The sequence below is a fragment of the Desulfotignum phosphitoxidans DSM 13687 genome (assembly GCF_000350545.1).
GTDB lineage: Bacteria > Desulfobacterota > Desulfobacteria > Desulfobacterales > Desulfobacteraceae > Desulfotignum > Desulfotignum phosphitoxidans.
Window position 1 is genome coordinate 47,362 of the sequence record NZ_APJX01000011.1, and the last position, 16,204, is coordinate 63,565.

Annotated in this window: 18 protein-coding genes and 1 pseudogene; 5 read left to right on the top strand and 14 right to left on the bottom strand. The window is 53.8% G+C overall.

The annotated features are described in order from the left end of the window. From DPO_RS19340 to DPO_RS19370, 8 genes are all read right to left on the bottom strand, one after another. Positions 1-609 carry a 4Fe-4S dicluster domain-containing protein gene (locus tag DPO_RS19340; RefSeq protein WP_006968053.1) on the bottom strand — a complete coding sequence of 203 codons (609 nt, stop codon included), beginning with the start codon at positions 607-609 and terminating at the stop codon, positions 1-3. 53 nt (positions 610-662) lie between these two features. Then, entirely contained in the window at positions 663-1,892 is a 1,230-nt protein-coding gene (locus tag DPO_RS19345) for an NAD(P)/FAD-dependent oxidoreductase (protein WP_006968054.1), read from the bottom strand. 89 nt (positions 1,893-1,981) lie between these two features. Next, positions 1,982-2,257, bottom strand: a complete 276-nt coding sequence (locus DPO_RS19350; RefSeq protein ID WP_236610001.1) for a type II toxin-antitoxin system PemK/MazF family toxin — start codon at positions 2,255-2,257, stop codon at positions 1,982-1,984. A 30-nt stretch (positions 2,258-2,287) separates the two neighbouring features. After that, positions 2,288-2,521 carry a ribbon-helix-helix domain-containing protein gene (locus tag DPO_RS19355; RefSeq protein ID WP_006968055.1) on the bottom strand — a complete coding sequence of 78 codons (234 nt, stop codon included), beginning with the start codon at positions 2,519-2,521 and terminating at the stop codon, positions 2,288-2,290. Between the two features lie 3 nt (positions 2,522-2,524). Further along, on the bottom strand, positions 2,525-3,736 hold the full coding sequence (gene rocD / locus DPO_RS19360) for an ornithine--oxo-acid transaminase (protein WP_006968056.1): 1,212 nt from the start codon (positions 3,734-3,736) through the stop codon (positions 2,525-2,527). 38 nt (positions 3,737-3,774) lie between these two features. Next, the gene (locus DPO_RS25725; RefSeq protein WP_006968057.1) at positions 3,775-3,942 is read right to left on the bottom strand and encodes a hypothetical protein; all 168 of its coding nucleotides are present in this window, start codon (positions 3,940-3,942) and stop codon (positions 3,775-3,777) included. 42 nt (positions 3,943-3,984) lie between these two features. Beyond that, positions 3,985-4,302, bottom strand: coding sequence for a GntR family transcriptional regulator (locus tag DPO_RS19365; protein WP_006968058.1), 318 nt, complete (start codon positions 4,300-4,302; stop codon positions 3,985-3,987). A 66-nt stretch (positions 4,303-4,368) separates the two neighbouring features. Beyond that, positions 4,369-4,617, bottom strand: coding sequence for a hypothetical protein (locus DPO_RS19370; protein ID WP_006968059.1), 249 nt, complete (start codon positions 4,615-4,617; stop codon positions 4,369-4,371). Between the two features lie 303 nt (positions 4,618-4,920). Here DPO_RS19370 and DPO_RS19375 point away from each other — a divergent pair, with 303 nt between their 5' ends. Next, positions 4,921-6,327 carry a sigma-54 interaction domain-containing protein gene (locus DPO_RS19375; protein WP_006968060.1) on the top strand — a complete coding sequence of 469 codons (1,407 nt, stop codon included), beginning with the start codon at positions 4,921-4,923 and terminating at the stop codon, positions 6,325-6,327. Between the two features lie 26 nt (positions 6,328-6,353). Here the strand turns inward: DPO_RS19375 and DPO_RS19380 are convergent, their stop codons facing one another. After that, a complete protein-coding gene (locus tag DPO_RS19380) occupies positions 6,354-6,542 on the bottom strand; it encodes a hypothetical protein (RefSeq protein WP_006968061.1) in 189 nt (62 codons plus the stop codon). 174 nt (positions 6,543-6,716) lie between these two features. On the opposite strand from DPO_RS19380, the gene DPO_RS19385 reads away from it, so the two are divergent. Further along, entirely contained in the window at positions 6,717-7,754 is a 1,038-nt protein-coding gene (locus DPO_RS19385; protein WP_006968062.1) for a hypothetical protein, read from the top strand. A gap of 32 nt (positions 7,755-7,786) precedes the next feature. On the opposite strand, the gene DPO_RS19390 is transcribed toward DPO_RS19385, so the two are convergent. The 5 genes and pseudogenes from DPO_RS19390 to DPO_RS19405 form a co-directional block, all read right to left on the bottom strand. Further along, positions 7,787-8,239 (bottom strand): pyridoxamine 5'-phosphate oxidase family protein, encoded by a 453-nt coding sequence (locus DPO_RS19390; RefSeq protein ID WP_006968063.1) that lies wholly within the window; start codon positions 8,237-8,239, stop codon positions 7,787-7,789. An 84-nt stretch (positions 8,240-8,323) separates the two neighbouring features. Next, a complete protein-coding gene (locus DPO_RS26625; RefSeq protein ID WP_328284784.1) occupies positions 8,324-9,667 on the bottom strand; it encodes an ABC transporter permease in 1,344 nt (447 codons plus the stop codon). Beyond that, entirely contained in the window at positions 9,550-10,935 is a 1,386-nt protein-coding gene (locus tag DPO_RS26205; RefSeq protein WP_006968065.1) for an ABC transporter permease, read from the bottom strand. The genes DPO_RS26625 and DPO_RS26205 overlap by 118 nt, the downstream gene beginning before the upstream one ends. A gap of 137 nt (positions 10,936-11,072) precedes the next feature. Further along, positions 11,073-11,594, bottom strand: a pseudogene (locus DPO_RS19400) (ABC transporter ATP-binding protein); the annotation flags it as partial. Continuing rightward, entirely contained in the window at positions 11,594-12,256 is a 663-nt protein-coding gene (locus DPO_RS19405) for an arylesterase (protein ID WP_006968067.1), read from the bottom strand. The pseudogene DPO_RS19400 and the gene DPO_RS19405, both read right to left, overlap by 1 nt. 256 nt (positions 12,257-12,512) lie before the next feature. On the opposite strand from DPO_RS19405, the gene DPO_RS19410 reads away from it, so the two are divergent. Genes DPO_RS19410 through DPO_RS19420 form a run of 3 tightly spaced genes read left to right on the top strand, consistent with a single transcriptional unit; the run spans position 12,513 to position 16,200 of the window. Continuing rightward, positions 12,513-12,926 (top strand): nucleotidyltransferase substrate binding protein, encoded by a 414-nt coding sequence (locus DPO_RS19410; RefSeq protein WP_006968068.1) that lies wholly within the window; start codon positions 12,513-12,515, stop codon positions 12,924-12,926. Then, entirely contained in the window at positions 12,926-13,234 is a 309-nt protein-coding gene (locus tag DPO_RS19415) for a nucleotidyltransferase domain-containing protein (protein ID WP_006968069.1), read from the top strand. The genes DPO_RS19410 and DPO_RS19415 overlap by 1 nt, the downstream gene beginning before the upstream one ends. Next, the gene (locus DPO_RS19420; RefSeq protein WP_006968070.1) at positions 13,231-16,200 is read left to right on the top strand and encodes a TOTE conflict system archaeo-eukaryotic primase domain-containing protein; all 2,970 of its coding nucleotides are present in this window, start codon (positions 13,231-13,233) and stop codon (positions 16,198-16,200) included. The genes DPO_RS19415 and DPO_RS19420 overlap by 4 nt, the downstream gene beginning before the upstream one ends. The last annotated feature ends 4 nt before the right edge of the window (positions 16,201-16,204 follow it).

A 16,204-nucleotide genomic window follows, 5' to 3' on the forward strand; every position in this document is an offset into this window, starting at 1 on the left:
TCACCTCCTTATTGCTGCACCAGCCTTTACGGCGGCCTGTTTCAGGGTGTTGTAAAGAGCCACCGTATCCGGCAGGCCCTGGGCGGCGGCATCGGCCGACATGGTCCGGGCCACCTGCCGGGTTTTTTCATTCATGGCATGCGTGATCTCATCATACACCAGGGCCCCGGTCTTGCAGACCTCGACACAGGCCGGGATTTGTCCCCGGGCAACCCGGGCATCGCAGTTGTCACATTTCACGGCCACGGTTTTTCCCGGCGGCGCGGCGGCGTGTTCATGAAACCGCAGAACCCCGTACGGGCAGGCCATGGCACACGATGCACAGTTGATGCACCGGTCCGGATTGACGAATACCGTGTGTGTGGCGGCATCTCGAAAGATGGCCCCGGTCAGGCAGGCCAGCTGGCAGGGCGCCGGATCACAGTGGCGGCACCGGTTGGGAAATCCCTGGTTGAACATCCCGGCCCCCACATGCACCCGGGCCCGGGGCTTCGGGGTTTCCTGCACCGCGGCAAACAGGGATTCGGATCTTGAATGCGCCACGGCGCAGGCCAGCATGCACTGCATGCATCCCACGCATTTCTCCGGATTGACAATGACTTGTTTCATCGGTCCTCCTTTGGGCGGATATCAGGGCTTTTTTCGCCCCTGCACAAATTTGATTACAGCAATCGGCTGTAATTGTAATTCAAAGACATCAGATATTTCTTTGGAATTCTCACAGGCACCCTGTTTTCGATCATGGCCCGTAATATGCCGCCCTGTTCGATCTGATTGATCAGCACGGCCCCCACCAGAATATCGCCGGAAAATACCAGGCGGCGATAGGCCCCGGCTTTTTCATCCCCGGCCTGAATGATCTCAAGGTCTTTTGTATTTTCCGGATTCGCCAGTCCCATGGTCATGACATCCAGGCCGTAAATCCGCATGACGTTCCGGCCCAAGCTGCCCGGATATGACACTTTTCTGCCGGCCATGTTGAATCCCGCAATTCGGCCCTGGATGGCGGCTTCCGGCCAGATGGCATTGATCCACCGGGTTTGACGGGCAATATCAAAGGTCTCGGCTGCATCACCGGCCGCATAAATATCCGGAACACTGGAACAAAGATATGAATCCACTTGAATACCATAACCCATGTCGATATCGTTTTCCGGGATGAACCCCAGAGACGGGTCCACGCCCTTGCCCACGATGACCAGATCACACTCCAGGGTTTCCCCTGAATCCAGGCGGGCGTTTTTAACCGTTTCATCGCCGTCAAAAGCGGTGACGCTGACCCCGACTTTGACGGTCAATCCATGGGTTTGCAGTTCCTTTAAAATCATTTTCCCGGCCGTTTCATCCACCTGCATGGCCAGAGGATAAGGCGATGTGATGAGCATGGTGACGTTGATTCCCCGTTTCAACAGGGCATGGGCCGCCTTGAAACCCACCAGCCCGCCCCCCAGCACCAGGGCGTTTTTCACCCCCTGTGAAACGGCCTTCAAATGATCCAGTACATCTTTCTGGGTGCGCATGGTAAAGATATTTCCCAGATCGGATCCCGGAACCTTGATCTGCCTGGCATCGGCGCCGGAAGCAATCAACAGCGTGTGAAAATCGATCTCTGTCGCGTCTTCCAGGCGAACGATCTTTTTTTTCACATCCAGATGTGCCACGCGATGGCCTAAAACCGGCGTGATGTTCAGGTCTTCATATACATTGTCCGGGAAAAGAGGCAGTTTTTCGTGGGGTTCGGCGCCTTCCAGGACATAGGAAATCATGGGGCGGCTGTACGGGGGAAACGTTTCGTCACTGACCATGACAATGGCCGCCGTGGCATCCATCTCCCGAATGGCCCTGGCAGCGTTGATCCCGGCAGTTCCATTTCCGATAATCAGGTGTTTCATGACACCTCCGCAGATTCCAGAAAAATGATATTTATCCGTAATCAGAACCCGGCTGATTTGTCAAGAAAAAAGAAAAATCGCGTGTTGCCTCAAATGGCGAGGGAAAATCGGATGGCCCGCCCGACATCCCCCATTTTGGCCGAATCAAGGGTGGTAATCAACGCGCCGATTCCCCTTGAAACCGTCTGTAAATGGTCACAATTGACAGCGCAATCCCGGGGCATACCGTCATCAACAGAAAGAAACACTTCGGACGGTATCTCCCGGATTGTGCTTGTCACAGGGGCAACGGTAACTTCTCCAAGATATTCCAGCACTGAATTGCGTGTCAGAATCAGGACCGGTCGTTTCTTGTCCGGACTCAAAAAACCGATACCAGCGAACTTCGCCGCGCTTCATTCATCCCCCCAGGCCTGCTCCGATTCCCACACAGAGAATTCGCCCTCTGATACGGGCTGCCGCTCATACCCTTTCCGGTGCTTTTGCTCCAGCTGTTCAGCATGATAGCGGGCCAGGGCCTCACGAAGTGCTTTTCTCGTGAATGCAGACCAAGTGGTACAAAGTTGTTTTGACACGCGGTCAACGGCTTTTACAAGATCTTCGTCAAGGGTCATTTGAATGGTTCTCATGGTTTATCCCTCCAGCTCTGCGAACACCTCCCGGATCTGTTCCATGGCCCAGTCGATGTCGGGTTTCGTGATCACCAGGGGCGGGGCGAACCGGATGGTCCAGGTGTGGGTTTCCTTGCACAGGATCCCTTTTTCCTGAAGCGCCTCGCAGATGCCTCTGGCGCCGCCCGGGGTGTTTTCGTGCAGCTCAACGGCGATCATCAGGCCGATACCCCGGATTTCCTTGACGGCCGGGTGCTGGATTTGCCGCAGCTGTTCCAGGAAATACGCCCCCATGGCAGCGGCGTTATCAATCATGTTTTCTTCCACCAAAACTTTGAGGGCAGCCCGGGCCACGGCGCAGGCCAGGGGATTGCCGCCGAAGGTGGACCCGTGCTGGCCCGGCTGGAGCAGGCCCAGTACCGCTTCATTGGACAGCACGGCAGAAACCGGGTAAAATCCGCCGGACAGGGCCTTGCCGATCAGGGTGAGGTCCGCCTGAACCCCTTCGTGTTCCTCAGCCAGCAGTTTGCCCGTGCGGCCTAAGCCCGTCTGGATCTCATCTAAAATCATGAGCACGTTCTTCTGGGTACAGATCTCCCTGACCCGCTTGAGATAGCCTTTGGGCGGAATAATGACCCCGGCTTCCCCCTGGACGGGCTCCACCAGGAATGCCACGGTGTTGGGGGTAATGGCGGCTTCCAGGGCATCGGCATCCCCGAATGGAATCACGGTGAATCCCGGAGTGAACGGCCCGAAGTTCTGTCGGGCATTGTCATCCGTGCTGAACCCGATGATGGACAGGGTCCGGCCGTGGAAATTGTCCGAGCATACGATAATATCGGCCCGGCCCCGTGCCACGCCCTTGGATTCATATCCCCATTTTCGGGCGCATTTGATCACGGTTTCCACAGCTTCGGCCCCGGAATTCATGGGCAGCATCTTGTGGGAATCCGTGAGCTGGCACAACTCCTCATACAGCAGGGGCAGCTGATCGTTGCGGAACGCCCGGGAGGTGAGGGTGAGTTTCTGTGCCTGGTCCACCAGGGCTTGATAAATTTTGGGATGACAATGCCCCTGGTTCACGGCGGAATAGGCAGACAGGCAGTCCATGTAGCGGTTGCCTTCCACATCCCAGACCCAGATGCCGGATCCCTTGCTCAATACCACATCCAGGGGCTTATAATTTTTTGCCCCGAACTGGTTTTCTTTTTTAATGAGTTCTGTTGTTTTCATTGCAGCTATCCTTAAGTCTCTATATTGATCACAACCGCTCAGTCCATGCCCATCCGGGCCTCTACCTCGGCGATTTCCTCAAGAACCCGCTGTTTCTCCTCCGGAGACAGGTCCGGGGCTGCCAGTTTTTTCTGCAACGCCAGAAGGATCATCTCCTCTCTGTACTCCTGGCAGGTGTATGTGCCGGCTGGATGATAAGATGTCATGCGCGGTGGTTTCCTTTTTCAACGAGTTATCTGTTTCACCTATCATATTTTTATGAAAAAAACCAGACCGGCGGATTCCAGGGCCATGCGCAGGTGAAAGATATCCTGAATCATCTGCGGGGTATTGGTTTCCAGAAAATACCCCTTGTGGGGCACATGCCCCAGAATTCCCTGGAAGTGAAGGAGTTTCAGGGCCTGAGTCACCGGCGTGGGGCTCATGTTCAGCCGCTTGGACAGATCCCTTGCATTGAGCCGGAGCGCTGAGGTGATCTCATTGCTGAACAGCATGTTTTTGATGCCGTTGATCGCCTTCAGGGTCAGATCTTCATGGTCGGTTTCGGGCTGCGTCGTTTTCGTCATCCATCCACTTCCGGTTAGAATCAGGTTCAACTTGCCCGAATGAGCTACCACGGTCCGTCATTTCTGTCAACAGGCACAAGGGCTTTCACAAGAGCATTCCAGAGGGCAGATCTCTGACATTTGCGTCGCCGGCACCTGCTGCGCGGACCCAGGCGCCGACAATTCCAGTGCATCCCGGACCGCAGTGCGGCAGACGGTCTGAAGAAGAGCCTGTTGTCCGGGAGTCATCCCGGCCAAAGCGTCGCTGTCTTGCAGCAGTTCGGACATGAAACAGGAGATGAACAAAGATACGATGGTGTCGGCATTGTGCTTCATGGTTTTCTTCCTTTCTGATGTCTGAAATAAACCGGGTTCAACAATTATATGTCGATCATTTACATCAGCAAAATTCAGGCCAGCCGGAATCGAGGCGGGGCAGCCAGGCGCAAAAGGCCCGGAGGCGCACCATCCCGCCCCATTACCTGAAGCCGGAATTCAACGGTGTCATGCGGGCAGTATCGTATCAATGGGTCTACATGTAGTCTAAATGATACGATTTGGACGGGCATTTACCGGACGAATCAACTTTTTCTCGACATTTGATACACCTGGTATTATAACATCCCCAGGTGTATCAAAATGAATACAATAGAAGCCCTCAGAGAAAAACTGGCACTGTACGAACGGATATTTGACAATATCAATGCCGGCGTGCTGGTCATCGATGCCCGCGGATATATCACCCATTTCAACGAACCCTACGGCCGGTTCCTGAACCTGGACCCCAAAGCCCAGATCGGCCGGCACTGCACCGAGGTGGTGGAAAACACCCGCATGCACATCGTGGCCCGCACGGGAAAGGCGGAAATCAACCACTCCCACCGCATCAACGGCCAGGATATGGTGGTCCAGCGCATCCCCATCAAAAAGGACGGAAAGGTCATCGCAGTTTACGGCCAGGTCATGTTCAGGGATGTGGCAGAGGTGCGGGACCTGGCGGAACAACTTTCTCTGCTGGAATCCAAGGTCCAGCTGTTTGAAAAGGAGCTGTTTGATCTCCGGGCCACCCGGTACACCTTTGACTGCATTATCGGTGACAGTGATGCCATCACCGGCCTGAAGCAGGAGGCGGCAAAAGCGGCAGCCACCCATTCCAGTGTGCTGATCACCGGAGAAAGCGGCACAGGCAAGGAGCTGTTTGCCCAGGCCATCCACAATGCCGGCCCCAGGAAACTGCATCCGTTCGTGAAAATCAATTGCGCGGCCATCCCCAGGGACCTGCTGGAATCGGAACTGTTCGGATATGACAAAGGCGCGTTCACCGGTGCCGGGACAAAAGGAAAGCCCGGCCGGTTTGAGCTGGCCGGCAAAGGCACCATCTTTCTGGACGAAATCGGAGACCTGCCCCTGGAGATGCAGCCCAAACTGCTCCGGGTGCTTGAAGACAAAGCGTTTGAGCGTATCGGCGGCACCCGGGTCATCCGCTCCGATTTCCGGGTGATCAGCGCCACCAACCGGGACCTGGCTAAAATGATGGCAACAAACCGGTTCCGGCGGGACCTGTTCTACCGGCTCAACGTCATCCCCATCCATATTCCGCCCCTGCGGGAACGGCCGGAAGATATTCTGCCCCTGGCAAAGCATATGCTGAAAAAAATCGTAAAGGAAGCGGGCCGGCCCGCCGTGAAAATAGAAAAAACAGCTTCTCGGGCCCTGGTACGCTATTCCTGGCCCGGCAATGCCAGAGAGCTGTCCAATGTACTGGAACGAGCCATGTATGCGTCAGGCAGCGGCACCATCTGCACGGCAGACCTGCCTTTTATTTCGGCATCGGGCCGAAATGTGTCCGGCAGGCCATCGGAACCTTCCCTGAAAACCGCCCGGGATGCAGCCCAGATCGCGGCCATCCATAAGGCCCTGGCGCAAACCGGATACAACAAGGCCCGGGCCGCGAAACTCCTGGGCATTCACCGGACCCTGCTGTACAAAAAAATGAAAAAATACAACATCGGCCTGACACCGGAACAGGCCCCGGACGAGACATGACCGGAACGACTTCAGACGGCTGAGCGTCATAACTCCTGATCCGCTTCAGAACAGATCTCTTTTTCTCCCCGGCATCTTCGACACACCCGGCACCGGTCATCAGAACAGAATTCACAGGAAAAACAGTCTTTGCAGGGAAATTTTTTCAAATATTCTGCCCGCTCTTCCGGCACATACAGCCTGCCCGGCATCCCGGGTATGGAAACAAACGGCATAACTCCCCCCCTTTCATTCCACAGCCTCCATAAGAACATCATAACCAGGCAAAAGCCGGTTTCAAGGGGGACACATCCGTGCCGTGCGGGCAACGCCTTGTCTTGACACACCTGTGAGAAGGCATGTACATTGACTTCGAATGATTATAACCTGTTACCCTCAATGGAGTGCGTATGAAAACTTTCCTGATGAGTGTCTGCCTGACCTTCGGTTTGATGACCCTGTTGACCGTGTCCGCCCCGGCAGCGGACTGGCATTTCTACGGTTCCGCCCGGGTGGCCACATTCCAGGTGGAAACAAAGACTTCGGGCAGTGAGACGGACAACTATCAACAGTCTTTGCACAGCAACGCCCGGATCGGCGCCAAAGTCAGGGTCAGTGACACCCTTTCCGGCACGTTTGAGTACGGGGCGTCCAGGGGCAATGCCAATCTGCGCAAACTTTACGGAGAATGGAATTTCGGTGCCGGCAAGCTGCTGGTGGGACAAACCTATTCCCCTTTGAACTGGGCGTATTCCAATCAGGTGTTCGGATCGGACAACAACCTGAAAGCCCAGGGAATGATCTATTCCGGCCGGGAACCCATGCTGCAGCTGACCCTGGGGGGATTTCATATTGCGTTCATACAGCCGGACACCGATGATCTCGGCACGGGTTACGCCACAGAAGAAGACCGGCCGGCAGTCGAGGTTAGCTATACCTTTGCCTTTGATTCCGTGACCCTGGCCGTGGGCGGGGGATACAGTGCTTATGAAATCATCAATGGCGCCGTCACCTACGACATCGATTCCCATGTACTTGCCGCCAGCGCCCGGGTCAAGCTGGGCGTCGCGTTTCTGAACGGCACCGTATTCACCGGCCGGAACGCCGGCAACCTCATTCCCGTGTCCGTCAGCGGAGACAACCGATGGGATGACGGATTCGCCATGATCTCAGGCAACCGGGTACTGGACAACGACAGCATGGGATACGGGCTGGCCGCGGGCTGGAAACTCAACGACATGTTCACGTTTGAAGCGGGGTATGGCTTTGTGACCAGCGAAATCGACACCGCTGCCGGTGATGACGATGCCCGGACCTATTACGGCAATGCCACGGTCACCCTGGCACCCGGCGTCTTTTTTGTACCGGAAATCGGCCGGTTCGACGGTGTGGAAGCCACTGATACAAAAACCACCTACTATGGCATCAAGTGGCAGATCAATTTTTAAACCATTGATGCGCTGGCACTTTCAGAAATGTATCACCCCTGCTTGCCGGTCATCTCATGGATAGTCACCTGGACCACGGCAGTTTTTGCCAGCTTCTCTTCCGGATAGTCAAAGGACCGGCCCGAATAATGGGCCATGATGATATCTAAGCCGGCTTTCTTTTCCGCCGGGGTGTCCAGAATCCGGGCAGTCCCCGTGCCGATAACGCTTTTAAACGACACGCCCCAGTCACAGGCGGCAGCCGCCTTGTTCATCTTTACCATTTCGTCCACTTCAAAACAGACCTGGGGATCTGCCTTGAGCACATCGATTTTCCGTCCCTCCGGGGCACTGTGAAAATACAGAGACCCGTTCCCGTACCCGAAATTCAACGGCACCACATAAGGCTGCCCCTGATCCACCATGGCCAGGCGGCAGACCTGCGCCTGTGCCAGGATCTGTTCCATCTGTTTTTTATCTGTGATCTGTTTTTCCTTTCGCCGCATCCGCATTCCTCCTTTGCTCATCACATGTTCCGGAGAAAAAAAAATTATCACACCCTGACATGAACTGCACACAAAAAATGCGCTTCAACCACTTTTTTTCAGCAGCATCAAAGGCCGTGTTTTCAAAATTTTTCCGGCGGCTGCCACAGCCGTGGCCATGCAGATCAACGTGGTCAGTATCAGAATGCCCAGCAGATACCCCATGTCCAGGGCCCAGAGGCTGTCAAAAAAATACCAGGCAATGGCCCGGGAAAACCCGGCACTGAGTATCACGGCCACCAGGGCCGCAGCAAAGCCCAGGCTGCCGAATTCCAGAAGACTGATGCGCCGGATGTCGCCGAATCCGGTCCCCAGCACCTTGAGCAGGTTGGTCTGGGCGGCCTGGCGCCGGGCCTGGTGCCGGGCAATGGAAAAAATGGATACCAGGCCGGCGGCAATGGCCAGCCAGGCCATGAACCGCACGGAAATGGACAGCCGGTCCGCAATAAAGGTCAATGTGGTGATCATCTGGGTGACATCAATGATGGAAATATTGGGAAAGGCCTGTACAATTTTGTTTTTCAAACCAGGCCGCTGATCCGGCGGCACCTGGGCCACGGCTCCCAGCCAGGTTTTGGGCGCATTGTTCAGAACCCCGTTCTGGAACAATAAAAAGAAATTGGGCTGAAAACTGTTCCACCGGACCTTGCGGATATTGTGAATCCGGCCTTCCAGCACCATGCCCTGGATGTCGAACCGCATGGTATCGCCGATCACCAGATCATGATCATCGGCAAAGGAGCGGGCCACGGAAATTTCAAACAAAGTTTGTGATCCGAACTTCCAGGGGTCTGATGACAGCGGCGGTCCCTGCACAATGGTTTCAGACGGGTCCAGATCGGCCCGATACGAAAAATTATGTTCCGTCCGTCGGGACCGGCCACTGGATTCCCGGGTGTCTTCCCGGGTATGAAACGGATCGTCATTCACAGACAGTATCCGGCCCCGGACCATGGGGGACAGATTTTCCAGGTTCCCCGGGTGATCCTGCATGAAGGTTTCCAGATCCCCGGTCTGGTCATCCTGGATATCCATGAGAAAGAACACCGGGATCTTCAACCCTTCCGGCCGCTGGATCTCGGTCTGAAGTCCTTTTTGCACCTGGGGAATCAGGCTGATGAGAAATACGCCCATGGCAATGGTGACAAAGCAGGCCAGAGATGCCCCCCGGTGGCGGTACAGGTTCAGAAACGCCAGTTTGCGCACCAGGTGGCGGGTATTGGCCAACCGCCGGCACCATCCGGCCCCCAGCCATCCGGCCAAAGAAAAAATCAAAAGTGCCAGGGCAAATCCGGCCGTGAACACCAGTCCGTTGGCCGGCGATCCCCCCACCAGCATGGCCCCGGCAATAAACCAGACCCCCCCGGCAGGAATGCCGCAGCCCGCCACCACGGGTTCACACCTTTGTCTGCCGCACTTCCCTGCAACAGCAGCAGGGGTTTGATGGACAGCAGATTCACCAGCACGGGCAAACAGAACACCAGGCTGCCCAGGCCGCCCAGCCCCAGGGCCATGCCTGCGGTCACCAGATCCATGTTCAGGACAATCCCTTCAGGCACCAGGCCTTTGAGCATCCACGGGAATGCCGGCAGCAGCAGCCATGCCCCGGCAAGGGCCATGACCGCAGCCAGCAAACCCAGAAAAATCAACTGGGCAAACAGAAATGCACACACCCCGGACCGCCGGGCCCCCAGGCTCATGAGCACGGCGATCTCTTTGTGTTTTCCCCCCAGAAATCCCCGGAACAGAAAAGCGGCAGCCATCCCGGCCAGAAACAGGGCCACCAGGGAAACCAGGGCCATGTACCCGGCAAAATATCCCGTGACCCGGGACAGGCTCTGGCTGACATCCCGGCTGTCCCGGACCCGGATCCGGGACTGATCCGGGGACAGGCCGGCAAAACCTGAACGCAGGGCCTGCGTCAGGGCCGGCACATCCGTTCCCGGCGGCATCCGGCAATACATATGATACCGCACCCGGGCTCCGAACCCCAGGAGCCCGGCATTTGCCAGCTGATCCGCACCCACATAGATTTTAGGCGCCAGCTCCAGGGTGGTCAGGGCCTTGTCCGGATCATCGACAAAAAAACCGGCCACGGTAAACAGCGTGTTTCCCAGGGTCAGGGTTTGGGACGCGTCCGGAGTGGAATCGCCCGGCGGGACGGCTTTCCGGCCGGAGTCATCCTGAAGACCGTCCCTGGGATCGGCATGATCCCGGATGCCCAGGGTCACCGCCGTGTCCCGGGACATGAACACGCTGGGGGACTGATGAATGGCACTCCGATGAATGCCGGGGTCCAAGGCAAACCCGCCGTAAAGCGGATATGTCTCATCCACGGCCATCACCTGCACCAGCCGGGTGGTGTTCCGAGTCTGCACCATGGTGAAAAACCGGATCACTTCCGACACCTGCACATCCGGTCCCAGCACCTTGTGCATCACCTCTTTTTCCGCCGGGGTGAACGGGGCATTGGCCGTGACCACCAGATCGGCCGTCAGAATATTGCGTAAATTGTCATCCAGATGCTGATTCAAAGACCGGCTGAAACTCTGGACGGCCACAAACCCGCACAGTCCCACGGCCAGGTTGGCCGTGAAAAACAAAGAAAATCCTTTGTTGCGGAGCAGTTCCCGAAAAGCCAGACGAATCCACAACATCAGGCAAGATTTCCCCGGGACAGAATTTTTGTTTCCCGGCACCGGGCTGCCAGATCCTGATTGTGGGTCACCACCACCAGGGTTTTGCGCCGGGTTTCCACCAGGTTGAACAGCAGATCCGCCACTTTTTTGCCCGTGTCCGTGTCCAGGTTACCCGTGGGTTCATCCGCCAGGATCAGGGCCGGTTCCACGATCAATGCCCTGGCAATGGCCACCCGCTGGCATTCTCCGCCGGACAGCTGGCCCGGCAGATGACCGGCCCGGTGGGTGAGCCCCACCTGTTCCAGCAGGGATTGGGTGCGTTCCTGGATCCGGTCCTGCCGAAGAATCTCCAGGGGCAGGGCAATGTTTTCAGCGGCCGTCAGATGGGGCATGAGGTGAAAAGACTGAAAAATCATGCTGATGCTGGCAGCCCGGTACCGGGTCAGGGCCGCTTCGTCCAGGGTGCAGATATCGATGCCGTTCACCCGAATCGTACCGGCATCCGGGATGTCCAGGCCGGCGATCAAAGACAGAAGCGTGGTCTTGCCGCTGCCGGAATGACCGGTGATGGCCAGTGTGGTGCCGGCTTCCAGGAAAAAACCCACCTGGTTGAGTACCATCACCCGGCCCGTATCCGGCAGGTGAAAAGATTTGTCCACGCCTGACAGTTCCAGCATCACAGACACTCCAGGATATACGGCAGAACCGTGCGGGCGATCTGCTGATGGCCGGCGGCATTGGGATGAACCCCGTCCGCCTGGTTCATGGTTGCCTCCCCGCCCACCTGGTCCAGCAGAAAAGGAATCAGCCGGATCTGATGTTTTTCAGCCAGGTCCTTAAAGGTCTCCCGGAACTGCCGGGTATAGTCCGGCCCGTAATTGGGCGGGATCTCCATGCCCGCCAGGATCACGCACATCTGATTTTCCAGGGCCAGGACAATGGTGTCATCCAGGTTGGCTGCCATATTTTCCAAAGACAGGCCCCGCAGGCCGTCATTGGCCCCTAAGGCCAGCACCAGCACATGGGGCGTGGCTGCCAGGTGCCATTTGAGCCGGGATGCGGCCCCGGCCGTGGTGGCCCCGCTGATGCCGCCGTTAATAATCTTCACATCCGTGTGGCCCTGCTGTTTGAGGCGTTCTCCCACCAGAGCGGGATAGGCCTGGTCTTTTTCAACGCCAAGGCCCGCGGTCAGGGAATCGCCTAAAAACAGCACCCGGATCTCATCGGCCCGGGCATGGGTCAGTCCCAGCGCCAGCCACAGGCAGATCCCTGCGGTCACCCCGTACAGCCATTTCCTGTGTTTCCGTTTACTGCCGTATATCCATCGGCTCTGCATCATTGATCTTCGCTCCGTCATCATTCATACATATGTTATTAAAATGCGCAACAAAACACCGGGTGTCAAATAAAATACCGAAATACTGTTCGGATTTTCCGAAAAGACCCGGGCCGGTTGGCATCAGGCCGCCCCTGGCTTTGTTTTACTAAACCCCCGAAACCCAATACCCAGTCCATGTCCGTTCTTGTTTTCCCCTCTTACCTGTGTTACCAGTAAATTGTTCAATCGCAGGAACAAATCATTGCCGGAGGCCGACATGGCAGAAAAAGACATCCGTTGGATACAGCGATACAGCAATTATTCAAAAGCCCTTGGGCAACTCGCCAGATTCATCGAAAAAAAAGAGTTAAATGAACTGGAAAAACAGGGCTTGATCCAGGCGTTTGAATATACCTATGAACTTGCCTGGAACACCATCAAAGATTATTTTGAAGACCAGGGTGAAACCGGCATTCACGGCAGCCGGGATGCCTTCCGCCTGGCTTTCAGGCGCGGCCTGATTGAAAACGGCCAGGCATGGATGGACATGATCAAAAGTCGCACCCTGACCACACACACCTACAATCAGGAAGTGGCGGATGCCATTGCAGATGCGGTTTTCAACACCTATTCTCCTGAATTCATCCGGCTTGAAAAGACTTTTCAGACACTGAAAGACAAGGATAACTGATGCCCCGGTTCGGACTCAAACAGGCAGATTCGGATCAGATACGCGCGGTGTTTTCCCGATATCCGCAGGTCAGAAAAGCGGTGCTGTATGGATCACGCGCCATGGGAAACTACAAAACCGGATCTGATATCGATTTGACCCTCTGCGGTAAAGACGATCTGACGCTGGATATCCTCTACAGCATCATGGAAGATCTTGACAACCTGCTTTTGCCCTACACCTTTGATCTGTCCATTTTCAACCATATCAAAGACAAAAACGTAATTTCCCACATCAACCGTGTTGGTTGCACATTTTATGAAAAATGACAAATGATCGGGCATATAACGAGCTGAATAAAAAATATGAGGAACTGCTGGAAGAAAACAGACAGCTGAAGGAAAAAATTAGCGTGCTTGAAGCTACGTCAAAACAACGTGGTGTTTCAAATAATTCTTCCGACAACAGCTTTTCATCATACGTCCCTGCGAATACCTTGTCTGCAGAAACACAAATTGAAAGCAATGTCGCGGAAAACACCTCAAAATCCATGGAGATCATTAATAACCATTCAGCTGCTTCAAAAAAAATTCAATTATTCATGTCATTGTTCAGGGGCCGTAATGATGTCTATGCCAAACGGTGGGAAAATAAAAAAGGGGTATCTGGATACAGCCCTGTCTGTGCCAATGAATGGAAACCAGGAGTATGTTTCAAATCAAAAGTCAAATGTTTCAAGTGCCAGAACAAATCATACTCACAATTGAATGAGGCGGTCATCGAAGCACACCTTACGGGAAAGAAAATCGTAGGTATTTACCCGATGAATCCGGATGAAACCTGTTATTTTCTTGCCATGGATTTTGACAAGCAAGGATGGCAAAAAGATATTACCGCAGTAAAGAATGTCTGCCAGACGTTCCGGATTCCGGTCGCAGTGGAACGATCCAGATCAGGAAATGGCGGCCATGTCTGGTTTTTCTTTGAAGATGCGATTTCTGCTTCCGCCGCAAGGAAATTCGGGATGTCGCTGCTGACAAAAGCAATGGAAAACCGGCATGAACTGCCGTTTGCATCCTATGACAGACTGTTCCCCAATCAGGATACCATGCCGGAAGGCGGGTTAGGGAACCTCATTGCCCTGCCGCTTCAAAAATCGGCACGTAACCAGGAAAATACCGTTTTTGTCGATGACAGATTTCAGCCTCTTCAAGATCAGTGGATGTTTCTATCAGGTCTTCAACGATTGTCTGAACAGAATCTGCAGGATCTGACAGGAAAAATCGGGAAGGGCCATGAACTGGGACTGCTCAAAACTGAAACATCAGATGATGATACACCGGACGGCAAGCCATGGATAAAAAAACCGCCCCTTATAGATAAAGCAGATTTTCCAAAATCGGTTGAATTGATCAAAGCGGAGATGCTTTTTATCAAAAAAAAAGGATTCAGTCAGAAAGCATTGAATCGTCTCAAACGATTGGCAGCCTTTAAAAACCCTGAATTTTTTAAAAAACAAGCCATGCGGATGCCGACATTCAACATTCCTTCGGTCATCTCCTGCTCGGAAGATATTGATGGGTATCTTGCACTCCCCCGGGGATGTGAGTCGGATATCATTGACTTGCTGAACGATCACAACGTTACACCGGAATTGATTGAAAAATACCATTCCGGAAAACCGATCAATGTGGAATTCAACGGTATGTTACGACCGGAACAGCAGGATGCCCTCAGTCACCTGATACCCCATGATACAGGGGTGCTCTGTGCCACAACCGCATTTGGCAAAACCGTTGTCGGTGCCAATCTGATTGCCCGAAAAAAGGTAAACACCCTCATTCTGGTTCACCGTCAGCAGTTGATGCTTCAGTGGAAAGAACGGCTGTCCCAGTTCCTGCTGATTCATGAAACACTTCCTGAACCGGAAAAAAAGCGCGGAAGAAAAAAACAGGTCAGCTTGATCGGCCAGCTGGGAGGTGGCAAAAACCATCTTTCATCAATTGTGGACATCGCCATCATGCAATCCATCAACAACAGCGGAGAGGTCAAAGACTGCATCAAAAATTACGGCATGGTTATCGTTGATGAATGCCACCATGTGTCTGCCGTGAGCTTTGAACAGATATTGAAAAAAACACCGGCCAGATATGTGTATGGTTTGACAGCAACACCATACAGGCGCGATGGACATCATCCCATCATTTTTTTCCATTGCGGTCCGATACGCTACCACGTGGATGCAAAAAAACAGGCGGAAACAAGACCGTTCGCACATTATCTTATCCCGCGATTTACCAGTTTCAAAGCGTCTCTGGATGAAGATGGCAGCCCCTTGACAATTCAGGATATCTATTCACAGATCATTGAAGATGACATCCGAAACCAGGCAATCATCAGTGATGTTGTCGAATGCCATAAAAATAAACGGAACAGTCTGGTCATTACCGGACGAATCGCCCATGCAAAACTATTGACAAAAAACCTGACCCGCCATATCCCGGATGTCATTCTTCTCACCGGCGGCATGGGAACCAAAAAAACTGCGGCTGTTCTGGAAACAATCAAAAAACTGCCTGGCAACCGCCATTTTGTCCTTGTGGCAACAGGCAGCTATATCGGAGAAGGGTTTGACGAGGCCAGGCTGGATACGCTTTTTCTGGCCATGCCCATTTCCTGGAAAGGTACCCTGCAACAATATGCGGGCCGGCTCCACCGGCTGCATGACGGCAAAAAAGATGTTCAGATATATGATTATGTGGACATTCATGTCAAAATGCTTGAAACCATGTATGGGAAAAGGTTGAAAGGCTATGCATCCATCGGTTATATGGCAAAAGCGGATAATATGACTGATTCACCCACTGAAATTATCTTCAACAAACAAAACTTCTTTCCGGTTTATGTAAATGATATCAAAACCGCACAGAAACAGATTTTGATCGTCAGCCCGTTTATGACCAAAAGCCGCGTTTTGCAGGTGATGGATTATTTTAAAGAACAAATTGACAACCATGTCAAAGTGTCCATACTGACACGGCCCGCAGAAGAGTTCCATGAAGATAAAAGAGCCGGTCTGAATGAGATCTTTTCATTGTTACAGAATGCGGGGGTCACTGTTCTGTTAAAATCCGGGATCCACCAGAAATTTGCCATCATTGACAGCAAAATTGTCTGGTTCGGCAGTATCAACCTGCTGAGTTTCGGATATTCCGAAGAAAGTATTATGCGCCTTGTCAGCAACAATATCGCCTTTGAACTGTCAAACACCATTGATCAAAAAGGAGAAAGATAAACCC

Excerpts from the sequence above, each read along its gene's own strand:
- DPO_RS25725 (WP_006968057.1), bottom strand. The coding sequence starts at position 3,942 with ATGACATCTTATCATCCAGCCGGCACATACACCTGCCAGGAGTACAGA.
- DPO_RS19345 (WP_006968054.1), bottom strand. The coding sequence starts at position 1,892 with ATGAAACACCTGATTATCGGAAATGGAACTGCCGGGATCAACGCTGCC.
- DPO_RS19380 (WP_006968061.1), bottom strand. The coding sequence starts at position 6,542 with ATGCCGTTTGTTTCCATACCCGGGATGCCGGGCAGGCTGTATGTGCCG.
- DPO_RS19420 (WP_006968070.1), top strand. The coding sequence starts at position 13,231 with ATGACAAATGATCGGGCATATAACGAGCTGAATAAAAAATATGAGGAA.
- DPO_RS19405 (WP_006968067.1), bottom strand. The coding sequence starts at position 12,256 with ATGATGCAGAGCCGATGGATATACGGCAGTAAACGGAAACACAGGAAA.
- DPO_RS19355 (WP_006968055.1), bottom strand. The coding sequence starts at position 2,521 with ATGAGAACCATTCAAATGACCCTTGACGAAGATCTTGTAAAAGCCGTT.
- DPO_RS19340 (WP_006968053.1), bottom strand. The coding sequence starts at position 609 with ATGAAACAAGTCATTGTCAATCCGGAGAAATGCGTGGGATGCATGCAG.
- DPO_RS19385 (WP_006968062.1), top strand. The coding sequence starts at position 6,717 with ATGAAAACTTTCCTGATGAGTGTCTGCCTGACCTTCGGTTTGATGACC.
- DPO_RS26205 (WP_006968065.1), bottom strand. The coding sequence starts at position 10,935 with ATGTTGTGGATTCGTCTGGCTTTTCGGGAACTGCTCCGCAACAAAGGA.
- DPO_RS19410 (WP_006968068.1), top strand. The coding sequence starts at position 12,513 with ATGGCAGAAAAAGACATCCGTTGGATACAGCGATACAGCAATTATTCA.
- rocD (WP_006968056.1), bottom strand. The coding sequence starts at position 3,736 with ATGAAAACAACAGAACTCATTAAAAAAGAAAACCAGTTCGGGGCAAAA.
- DPO_RS19370 (WP_006968059.1), bottom strand. The coding sequence starts at position 4,617 with ATGAAGCACAATGCCGACACCATCGTATCTTTGTTCATCTCCTGTTTC.
- DPO_RS19390 (WP_006968063.1), bottom strand. The coding sequence starts at position 8,239 with ATGCGGCGAAAGGAAAAACAGATCACAGATAAAAAACAGATGGAACAG.
- DPO_RS19365 (WP_006968058.1), bottom strand. The coding sequence starts at position 4,302 with ATGACGAAAACGACGCAGCCCGAAACCGACCATGAAGATCTGACCCTG.
- DPO_RS19375 (WP_006968060.1), top strand. The coding sequence starts at position 4,921 with ATGAATACAATAGAAGCCCTCAGAGAAAAACTGGCACTGTACGAACGG.
- DPO_RS19415 (WP_006968069.1), top strand. The coding sequence starts at position 12,926 with ATGCCCCGGTTCGGACTCAAACAGGCAGATTCGGATCAGATACGCGCG.